Origin of the sequence: Pseudomonas sp. BJa5 (assembly GCF_030272875.2) — a bacterium.
GTDB lineage: Bacteria > Pseudomonadota > Gammaproteobacteria > Pseudomonadales > Pseudomonadaceae > Aquipseudomonas.
The window spans coordinates 36,659-47,786 of record NZ_JALRNG020000045.1; the positions used below are offsets into that span (position 1 = coordinate 36,659).

The 11,128-nt window shown below is 68.7% G+C and carries 4 pseudogenes; all 4 read right to left on the reverse strand.

What is annotated here, in order from left to right:
- Window positions 1-29: 29 nt before the first annotated feature.
- A pseudogene (locus tag M2D63_RS22050) lies at window positions 30-1,499 on the reverse strand (amino acid adenylation domain-containing protein); the annotation flags it as partial.
- A 75-nt stretch (window positions 1,500-1,574) separates the two neighbouring features.
- A pseudogene (locus M2D63_RS22055) lies at window positions 1,575-7,784 on the reverse strand (amino acid adenylation domain-containing protein); the annotation flags it as partial.
- Window positions 7,767-9,254: pseudogene (locus tag M2D63_RS22060) on the reverse strand (amino acid adenylation domain-containing protein); the annotation flags it as partial. The pseudogenes M2D63_RS22060 and M2D63_RS22055, both read right to left, overlap by 18 nt.
- Window positions 9,243-10,706 (reverse strand): annotated as a pseudogene (locus M2D63_RS22065) (condensation domain-containing protein); the annotation flags it as partial. The pseudogenes M2D63_RS22065 and M2D63_RS22060, both read right to left, overlap by 12 nt.
- Between the last annotated feature and the right edge of the window lie 422 nt (window positions 10,707-11,128).

An 11,128-nucleotide genomic window follows, 5' to 3' on the forward strand; every position in this document is an offset into this window, starting at 1 on the left:
AGGGCCTTGCGGTCGAGCTTGCCGTTGGGCGACAGCGGCAACTGCCCGAGCCAGGTGAAGCTGGCCGGCACCATGTAGTCCGGCAGCGTCTTGCCCAGCGCCTGGCGTACCTGCTGGCGCGTCTGCTGGGCCGCTTGCTCGTCGGTATGGAGCGCGGCATCCACCGCCACCAGGTAGGCATGCAACTGCTGGCCCTGGGCACCAGAACTGGCGATCACCGCCGCTTCGGCCACCTCGGGCAGCTGTTGCAAGCGCGCTTCGATCTCGCCGGTCTCGACCCGGAAGCCACGGATCTTCACCTGGTTGTCCAGGCGTCCGAGGTATTCCAGGTTGCCGCATGGCAGTTCGCGCACCAGGTCGCCACTGCGGTACAGGCGCCCCCCCTGCGGGTCGAACGGGTCGCAGACGAAGCGGTCGGCGGTCAGGCCCGGACGCTGCAGGTAACCCAGGGCAACGCCCTCGCCGCCCAGGTACAGCTCGCCCGGCATGCCCTTGGCCACCAGGTTCAGGCAGGCGTCGAGCACATAGCCGCTGCGCTGGCCGATGCGCTGGCCGATCGGCGCGTAGGCCGTGGGGCAGTGGTCTTCGCGCCCGGCCTTCCAGATCAGCGGCGTGACCACGGTTTCGGTCGGCCCGTAGCCGTTGATCATGTACTGCGGGTCGAGCGCGCGGCGAACCAGGTCGAAACTGGCCCGCGGCACTGCATCGCCGCCGAAGCACAGCACCCGCAGGCGTTGCGGCCGACCCTGCTGCAGCGCGCACTCGGCCAGCTGATGCAGGTACAGCGGCGGGAAGGCCGCGACGCTGACGCCATGCTGTTTCATGGCCTCCAGGGTCTGGCTTGGGGTCCACAGGCTGTCGTCGCGAATCAGCAGGCTGGCGCCGCTGGTCAAGGCGGTCAGCCAGCGTTCATGGGCACCGTCGAAGGCAAAGGACAAGAAGTGCAGTTCGCAGTCGTCCTCGCGCATTTCGTAGCGCTCGGCGATCGCCTGGCAATGCATGCTCAAGGGCCCGTGGCTGACACACACGCCCTTGGGCTGGCCGGTGGAGCCGGAGGTGTAGATCACGTAGGCCAGGTCCTGCGCGTCGATCGCCACAGCCGGCGTCTGGTCCGGCAGGTCCTTGAGCGTTGTGGCCAGCTCGTCGAGCAGCAACACCTGCACCCGCGCCGGGCAGTCCAGTTGCGCCGCCAGCTCGCGCTGGCTCAGCAGCAGGGTCATGCCGCTGTCCTCGACCATATAGGCCAGGCGCTCGGCGGGGTAGCTGGCGTCCATCGGCACATAGGCCGCACCGGTCTTGATGATCGCCAGCAAGGCGATCGGCACCTCGACGCCACGGGCCAGGGCCACCCCGACCTTGACCCCGCGCCCGACCCCGAGCCCCGAAAGGTAACGGGCCAGGCGGTTGGAGGCCTGCTCAAGCTCGGCGAAGCTCACCTGCCGCTCGCCGGCGATCAGGGCCGTCGCCTGTGGCCGCTGGCGGGCGTGGGCGGCGATCATGGCGGGCAACGAGCGGCTGCCGGGGAACTGCCCCGGGCAGTCACTGCCGGCGTGCAGGCGCTCGGCCTGCTGCACAGCATCGAGCAGTTGCAACTCGCCCACCGGCAACGCCAGCGAGGCCTCGGCGATCTGCTGCAGCAACCCCAGAAGGTACTGGTTCAGGCAGGCCACCTGCCGGTCGTCGAAGGCTTCGCGCAGGTAGCTGTAGTGAATGCTCAGTTGCCCATCCAGGGCCACGGCCAGGGTCAGCGGATAGTGGGTCTGCTCGTGGTTGACCGGCAGGCCGAACTGCAGGTCGCCCGTCGCACTGCCCTGCAGGGCTTCGGCCAGCGGGTAGTTCTCGAATACCAGGATGCTGTCGAACAGCGCATCGCCGCCCAGCCCGGCCCAGGACTGGATCTCGTACAAGGGCGTGTGCTCATGTTCGCGCAGGGCCAGGTTGAGCGCCTGCAGCTCAGCCAGCCAGGCGCCCAGGGCCTGCTGCGGACGCGGCTCGGCGATCAGCGGCAAGGTGTTGATGAACAACCCCACCTGCGTCTCGATGCCCGGCAGGTCGCCCGGACGCCCGGCCACCGTGGCCCCGACCGCCACCGCCGCCTGGTCGGTGCAGCGTTGCAGCAGCACCAGCCAGGCGGCCTGGACCAGAGTATTGACCGTGACCTTGGCCTGGCGCGCCGCCTGCACCAAACGCGCTGTGGCCTGCTCATCCAGGTGGCTGCGCAGGTCGCCATGGCCCTGGGTGGACACGCCGCTATCGTCTGCCAGCCCCTGCAGCGCCTGGGACAGCCGCGTCGGTGCCGGCAAACGGGCCAGCTGCGTTTGCCAGAACTGGCGATCGCCCTGCACATCCCGCGCCTGCAGCCACTGGATATAGTCGCGGTAGCTGCCCGGCGCCGCGGCGATGGCCTGGCCCCGATAACGCGCCAGCACCTCGCCGATCAAGCGGGCGTTGCTCCAGCCGTCGAGCAGGATGTGGTGGTTGGTGTAGATCAGCCGATAGCGGTCCTCGCCCAGACGCACCAGCATCAAGCGCAGCAGCGGTGCCTGGCTCAGCTCGAACGGCCGCTCGCGCTCCTGCTGCTCCAGCGCTGCCAGTGCCCGTGCCACATCCGCGCGCCCACGCCAGTCGTGGCGGGCGATCTGCACGGGCACATCGCGCTGCACCAGTTGCAACGGCTGGCGCATCTCGCCTTGCCAGATGAACCCGCTGCGCAGGATCGGGTGGGCCTGCAAGGCGTCCTGCCAGGCCTGTTCGAAGCGCTCGACGTGCAGCCCCTGGATATCCACGCAGGTCTGGTTGATGTAGTCGCCCTGGGTCTGGCCGTAGCGTGCATGGAATAGCAGGCCCTGCTGCAGGGGCGAGAGTGGGTAGAGGTCTTCGATCTCCCGCGCGGCCACCGGCAGGCGGTCGAGTTCGGCCTGGCTCAGGCCGGCCAGCGGGAAGTCCGAAGGCGTGACCGCACCGGCGCGACTGTCCAGGCAGTCGCCGATCAGCGCTTGCAGCTCGGCGATATAGGCGGCGGACAGCGTCTCGATCAGCGCCGGCTCGAACATGGCGGTGCTGAAGGTCCAGTTCAGGGTCAACTGGCCGCCATAGACCTGGCCGTCGATGCTCAACCAGTTGCCCAGCGGCGCCTGTTCGTTCTGGGTCGGTCCGAAGGCATCGCTGCAGGGCACGAACAAGGCACCCTCGTCGGCCTGGAAACTGCCATCGAACTGGCCCAGGTAGTTGAAGGTGATGCGCGGCACCGGCAAGGCCGCCAGGGCCTGTTGCACAGCCGCCTCGCCCAGGTAGCGCAGCACGCCGAAACTCACGCCGCGGTGGGGAATGGCGCGCAGCTGTTCCTTGATCTGCTTGAGGCTGCCCACGCGGTCCTCGGCAACGCTCAGGCGCACCGGGAACAGGCTGGTGAACCAGCCCAGGGTGCGGCTCGGGTCGAGGTCGTCGAACAGCCCTTCGCGACCGTGGCCTTCCAGTTCGAGCAGCACCTCGGGGCGACCGGTCCAATCGGCAACCACCCGGGCCAGGGCCGTCAGCAGCAGGTCGTTGACCTGGGTGCGGTAGGCCGCCGGGGCCTGTTGCAGCAACTGGCGGGTGCGTTCGCTGTCGAGTTGGACCTTGATGCTCCGGGCATCGCGGTTCAGGCACGGCACCTGGGGATCGGCGACCGGCAGGCGGCCATCGGCCCCGGCCAGCAGCGCCTGCCAGTGCGCGGCGGCATCGCCCCACGCCGGGCTCTGCGCCTGCTCGGCCAGGCGCCGGGCCCAGCGTTGGGTCGAGGTGGTCCGGGCCGGCAGTTGCACCGGCTGGCCCGCGCACAACTGGCTGTAGACGCGTTGCAGGTCTTCGAGCAGCACCCGCCACGACACGCCATCGATCACCAGGTGGTGCACGGTCAGCAGCACCCGCTGGGAGCCGTCCGCGCCGTCGATCAGCAGGCCGCGCAGCAGCGGTCCGGCTTCCAGGTCGAGGCTGCGTTGGGCCTGCTCGCACAGGGCCTGCACCGACTCGCCGGCTGCGACACTGGCACGCCACAACAGTGTGTGCCGGGGCCTTTGCAGGTCGGCAATCTGCGCCTGCCAGCCGGACGCGCCGTGGCTGAAGCGGCTGCGCAGGCTGTCGTGGTGCTCCACCAGGGTGTGCAGGGCCTGCTCCAGCCACTTGGCCTCAAGCGGTGCCGTGGCGCTCAGGAGAATGGTCTGGTTCCAGTGATGACGCTCGGGGATGGCTTCGGCGAAGAAGCGCTGTTGCGCCGGCTGCAGCACCTGCTCGCCACTGACCGGCCCCTGGTCGATATCGACGCTCGCTTCACCGCGCCGGGCGATACGCGCCAGCGCCTGCACGGTCTGGTGCTTGAACAGGTCGGCCGGGGAAAACTGGATGCCCAGCTGACGCGCGCGGCTGACCACCTGGATGGAGATGATCGAGTCGCCGCCCAGTTCGAAGAAGTTTTCCGTCACACCGACTTGAGGCAGGCGCAGCACCTGGGCCCAGAGCTGGGCGATCTCACGCTCCAGGTCGTTGCCCGGGGCCTGGTACGGTTGCGCCACGTCCTGCTCATCCACTGCCGGCAAGGCGTTGCGGTCGAGCTTGCCGTTGAGGGTCAGCGGCAGTTGCGCCAGGCACAGGATGCGCCGGGGCACCATGTGTTCGGGCAGGCGCTCGCGTAGCCGTGCCTGCAACGCAGCGACGTCCAGCCCGGCACCTGCGACATAAGCCACCAGGCGCGCGCCGGACGGCCCCGGCTGGGCGAGCACCGCCGCTTCACGCACGCCGGGCAGCGCCAGCAGGGCTGCCTCGATCTCGCCCGGCTCGATACGGAAACCGCGAATCTTCACTTGCGCGTCGACGCGCCCGGCGAACAGCACCCGGCCATCGTCCAGGTAGCGCCCGGCATCGCCCGTGCGGTACAGCCGCGCCCCCGCCGCCCCGAACGGATCGGGCACGAAGCGCTCGGCCGTCAGGCCAGGTTGCTGCAAGTAGCCGCGCGCCAGCCCCTGGCCACCAATCAGCAGTTCACCCCGTACTCCTTCGGGGACCCGGTTCAATTCGTCATCGACCAGCCAGGCGCAACGCTGCCCCAGCGGCCGGCCAATGGCCGGCTTGCCGCCCTGCCCGGTGCCCGCTCGGTAGTGCTCGACCAGGGGACTGATCACCGCTTCCGTCGGGCCATAAGCATTGAACAGGCGCTCGAAACGAACCTGGCGCAGGCCCTGGATCAGTTGCTCGTCCCAGGCCTCGCCACCGAGCACGCAGGTGCGCACCGCGACCTGCCGGCCACTGGCGCCCAAGGCCTGATCGAACTGGCCGAGGTAGGCCGGTGGCAGGTCGACCAGGTCGATACGATGGCGTTGCAACTGGTCGGCCAGCTCGTCACTGCTCCACTGCGCCACCTCGCCCAGCAGCAGCCGGGCGCCGCTGATCAGGCTCATGAAGATCTGCTCGGCCGCAGCGTCGAAACTGGCCGAGGCGAACTGCAGCACGCCGTCGCCGGCGCCGAGCCCATACAGGCTTGCCGCCGCCTGGCAATGCATGGCCAGGGCGCCCTGGCTGACCGCCACGCCCTTGGGCAGGCCGGTGGAGCCGGAGGTGTAGATGACATAGGCAAGGCTTTGCGGCTGTACCGCCAGCGGCTTGAACACCGTGTTGTCTTGCGCACACAACGGGCTCAGGCGGACCGCCGTGAGGGCCTGCATCCACGGCGCCGGGTTGTCGCAGAGCAACACCGCAAGGCCACTGTCGTTGACCATGTGCTGCAGGCGTTCGGCCGGATAGGCCGGGTCCAGCGGCACATAGGCGGCGCCCGCCTTGTGCACTGCGAGCATGGCGACAATCAGCTCGAAGCCACGGGGCGCGCAGATGCCTACCAGTGTTTCCGGCCCTGCGCCCATGTCCTGCAGGTGCGCGGCCAGGTGCTCGACGCGCTGGCAAAGCTCGCCATAGCTCAGGGTCTGCTCGCCGAGGATCAGCGCGACCTCGGTCGGCTTCGTCGCAGCTTGCGCTTCAAACAGCTCGATGATGCTGGCCGCCATCGCTGGCGGCGTTGCCTCGATGACCGGCAGCTGCTGCTCCCGCACATCGAGCATCGGCAGTGCCGCCACTGGCGTGGCCGGGGCGCTGACCAGGGCCTGGAGCAGGTTCAGCCAGTGACCGAGCATCTGTTCGATGCGCGTGCGCTCGAACAGGTCGGCGGCGTACAGCATCGACACCTGGATAGCATCGCGGGTCTCCAGGGTTTCCAGGGTCAGGTCGAACTGGGCGGTGATGCCGTCGAGCGGCAGCTCCTGGGCGACGATCCCGGGCAGGCTGTTGCCGCCCACCTCGCCTTCGCGGCTGGACAGGTGGTTGTACATGACCTGGAACAACGGGTTGCGGTCGGCCAGGCGCTGGGGATTGAGGGCTTCGACCAGCTTGTCGAACGGCAGGTCCTGGTGGGCCTGGGCGGCCAGCACCCGGTCACGTACCTGCCCCAGGTGCTCAAGCGCCGGCAGGCGCGGATCGATCTGCAGGCGCAGCACCAGGGTGTTGACGAAGAAGCCGATCAGGCCTTCGACCTCTTCACAGTTGCGGTTGCTGATCGGCACGCCAATGCGCAGGTCCGCCTGGCCGCTGTAGCGTTGCAGCAGCAGGCCGAACACCCCCAGGAACAGCTGGAACTGGGTCATGTTGTGCTCGGCCAGGAAGCGCCGCAGTTGCGCGTCGAGGGCAACCGGCAGGCGCAGGTCGATGCGCCCTTCGCGCAGCACCGCCCCGGGCACGCGCGGATGATCCAGGGGCAGCTCCAGCAGCGGTTGCTCGCCGCCCAGTTGCGCCGTCCAGTAGTCCAGCTGACGCTGCATTTCGCCCTCGGCCAGCCACTGCCGCTGCCACTGGGCGTAGTCGGCGTAGTGCACCGCCAACGGCGCCTGCTGCGCCACCCGGCCCTGGCACAGCGCCTGGTAGCTGGCGACGAACTCGCGGGCCATGACATCCATCGACCAGCCATCGCAGACGATGTGGTGCAGGGTCAGCACCAGCACATGCTCATCCTCGGCGCACTGCAGCAGCTTGACCCGCAGCAGCGGCCCGTTGTTGAGGTCGAACAGGCGCTGGGTTTCCTCGATCGCCCGCTGGCGCACCAGGCCCTCGTCGGCCCAGCCGTTGGCATGGCGCAGCGATTCGAGCTCCACGGCGACCGGTGCGGCAGGGTGAATGACCTGCAGCAAGGTGTCGCCCTCCAGGCGGAAGGTGGTGCGCAGCGGTTCGTGACGGGCCACCAGCGCATCGAACGCGCCTTGCAGCGCCGCCAGGTTCAGCTCGCCGCGCAGGCGCACCACAATCGGTGTGTTGTAGGCGGGGTTGTGCGGGTTGAGGCTCCAGAACAGCCATTGCCGATACTGGGCATGGGACGCCGGCAGGTCGGCGGCGCGGTCCAGGGCCTGGATCTGCGCGCGCCCGCTGCCCGGCGCCAGTTGCTCGACCGCTGTGCACCACTGGCCGAAGCTTGTGCTTTCGAACAGGCTGCGCAGCGGCACCTCCAGGCCCAGGCGGCTACGCAGGCGGGCGATCACCCGGGTCGCCAGCAGCGAGTGACCGCCGAGGGCGAAGAAGTTGTCGCCCAGCCCGACCCGCTCGACCTTCAGTACATCGCGCCAGACTTCGGCCAGGCGGACTTGCAACTCGCTGTGCGGCGCCTGGAACTCGCCGCCGGCCAGGGCCGTCGGCTGCGGCAGGGCCTGGACGTCGAGCTTGCCGTTGAGGGTCAGCGGCAATGCCGGCAGGGTCAGCAACTGGGCCGGGATCATGTACTCCGGCAGGCTCTGGGCCAGCTGCTGGCGCAGCGCGGCCAACGCAGTTGCCGCGGGCGGGTCGCCGTCGAGCACCAGCCAGGCCACCAGCTGCGCCGAGGCCCCGCTGCCGACCACCCGCACCACGGCTTCACGCACCTGGGGTTGTGCCTGCAGGCTGGCGGCGATTTCGCCCAGCTCGACGCGAAAGCCGCGAATCTTGACCTGATGGTCGCTACGCCCGACATAGTCGACCACCCCCTCGGCATCCCGGCGCACCAGGTCGGCGCTGCGGTAGACGCGGCTGCCCGGGGCACCGTAGGGGTCGGGCACGAAGCGTTCGGCGGTCAGCCCCGGGCGGTCCAGATAACCACGTGCCACGCCTGCCCCACCCAGGTACAGCTCGCCAGGCACCGAGTCCGGCACCGGCATCAGGGCCTCGTCCAGCACGCTCAAGGCGACATTGGCCAGGGGCCGGCCCAAGGCCAGGCGCTGGCCTTCGGCGGTGAGCTGTGCATCGCGGGTCAGCACCCCCACGGTGGTTTCGGTCGGGCCATAGTGGTTGAGAATCCGACAGTCCCCCGCCACCGAGCGCAGGCGCTGCAGCAGCGCCGCCGAACAGGCTTCGCCGCCCAGCACCAGGGTGTGCCGGGGCATGGCCCGGGGGTCGGCCAGCTCGCCGAGCAAGGCATCCATGTGCGAGGGCACGATCTTCAGCACATCGACACGGTGCTCGCTCATGTAGGCGGCGAAACGCTCGGCATCCAGCGCCGTGTCGCGGTCGATCACATGCAGGGTGCGCCCGGCACACAGGGCCGGGAACAGCGTGGTGTGACCGAGGTCCGCCGACAGGGTCGAGACGATCGCAAGGCTTCGCACCTGCTCCAGCGGCAGCACCCGGGCGATGCCCTGTACATAGTTGGCCAGGGCGCCATGGCTGATCATCACGCCCTTGGGCCGCCCGGTGGAGCCGGAGGTGTAGATCACATAGGCCAGGTGCTCGGGCAGCACCCGCACCTGCGGTTCGCTGTCCGGCCAGTCGGTGTGGTCCTGGTCGAGCAACAGCACCTCCAGTTGCTCGCAGCCGGGCAACCGCTCCAACAGCTGCGACTGGGTCAGCAGGTGGCCGATGCCGCTGTCCTCGATCATGTACTGCAGGCGCTCGCGAGGCAGTTCCGGGTCCAGCGGCACATAGGCGGCGCCGGCCTTGAGCACGGCCAGCAGGCCGACGATCATCTGCGCGCTGCGCTCGACGGCAATGCCCACCCGGGTTTCCGGGCCACAACCGGCTGCCATCAGGCGCTGCGCCAGGCGGTTGGCCTGGCGCTGGAGCTGGTCATCGCTGAGCGCCTCGCCTGCGCAGATTACCGCCGGGTTCGGGGTCGCAGTGCGCTGCTGCAGCAGTTCGATCACCGTTGCAGCCGCGAACGCCTGGGGCGCTGGCCGGGCATCGGCCAGGCAGGCGGCGCGCTCCTGCGTGTCGAGCATCGGCAAGGCGTCGAGCCGGGTGTCGCCCCCGGCGCACAGTGCCTGCAGCAGGTTCTCCCAGTGCCGGCGCAGGCGCTCGATGCTGGCCGGTTCGAACAAGGCCTGGCCGTAGTTGAACGCCGCATGCAGCTGACCGCCGCGCTCGTAGGTGTCCAGGCCCAGATCGAACGGCGAGGTGCGCGAGCGCCAGGACAGCGGGCTGATCTCAAGCCCCGTGGCCATCTTCAGCGCCTGCAGCTGGCCGCCTTCGGCCTGATGGTTGTAAAGCACCTGGAACAGCGGGTTGACCCCGGCACGGCGCTCCACCTGCAACGCCTCCACCAGGCGTTCGAACGGCAGTTCCTGGTGGGCCTGGGCGCCGAGGGCCGCCTCGCGGACCTGGGCCAGCAGTTCGGCCACGCTCATCCCGGGCTCGATCTGGCTGCGCAGCACCAGGGTGTTGACGAAAAAGCCGATCAGGCCTTCGGTCTCGACCCGGTTGCGGTTGGCGATCGGCATGCCCACGCGGATATCGCGCAGCTGGCTGTAGCGTTGCAACAGCAGCTGGAACCCGGCCAGCAGCACCATCGACAGGGTCAGCCCATGTTCAGCGGCCAAGGCGGTAAGGCGTTGTACCAGCTGCGGCTCCAGAGCCCATTCCAGGCGTCCGGCGCGGCGGTCCTGCACGGCGCTGCGCGGGTGATCCAGGGGCAGCTCCAGCAACGGCTGTTCGTCACCCAGTTGCGCTTGCCAGTAGGCCAGTTGCCGCGCCTGCTCGCCGGCTTCCAGCCAGCGCCGTTGCCACAGGCCGTAGTCGGCGTATTCGATGGCCAGCGCCGGCAGCTCGGCCGGGCGCCCCTGGCAATGGGCTTCATAGCAGCGGCTGAAGGCTTCGAGCATGACCCCCATCGACCAACCATCGGCGACGATATGGTGCACCGTCAGCAGCAGCACATGGTGCTCCTTGGCCAGGCGCAGCAGGCGTACGCGCAGCAGCGGTCCCTTTTCCAGATCGAAAGGCCGCGCCGACTCGGCCTCGACCTCCCGGGCCAGGGCGGCGTCATCGAGCAGCCGCTCGCCGCAGTCTTCATGACTGACCTGCGGCAGCTGCGCGGCCGGCTTGCACAGCACGCGGCCGTCTTCGTCCTGCTCGAACACGCAGCGCAAGGTGGCATGGCGCTCGACCAGGCTGGCGATGGCCGCATCCACCGCCGCCGGCTGCAACGGACCACGCAGGCGCGCGGCGCTGGGGATGTTGTAGCTGCTGCCGCGTGGGTCCAGGCGCCAGAGGAACCACATGCGCTGCTGGGCGTAGGACAGTTCCTCACGCCCGGGTGCACCCTCAGCCGAAGCGATCGGGAACTGCGAAAAATCCAGCCCTTCGGCACTCAGGGTGTCGAGGAAGACCTTGCGCTTCTCCAGGGGCAACTCGAGGAAACGACGGGCGAGTTTCAGGGATTTTTCGGCATTCATGGGTGTTCATCCGGGCACGTGGGCGTGGAGCGAAGGCTCAGCTATCCCGGTAAAACGGACGAAACATTGGGAAAATTAGGTTCCTAACGGAATCCTGGGGATTATGATCCTTGGGCTTGGGCTTGGGCTTGGGCTTGGGTGTTGAGGTGGCAAGCTTATCCATTCCATGCGGCGACGCTGGCGGCCCCTTCCGCCCTTACGGCGGGTTCCTTTTGTCTTGGCAAAAGGAACCAAAACCGCTCGCTCCTACATACGGCCCTCCGCTTCGCTACGGGTCCCCTCGCTACGGTGTCTTCCAGGGGCTTCGCGGCCTACGACTTGCTGCGCCAAGTCTACGGCTCGCGCTCTTCGGCTACGCCGAAGGGTGCTACGCACCCGCCCCCTCCAGACACCTACGCTCGGCCTCCTGAAGTCGCGAAGTT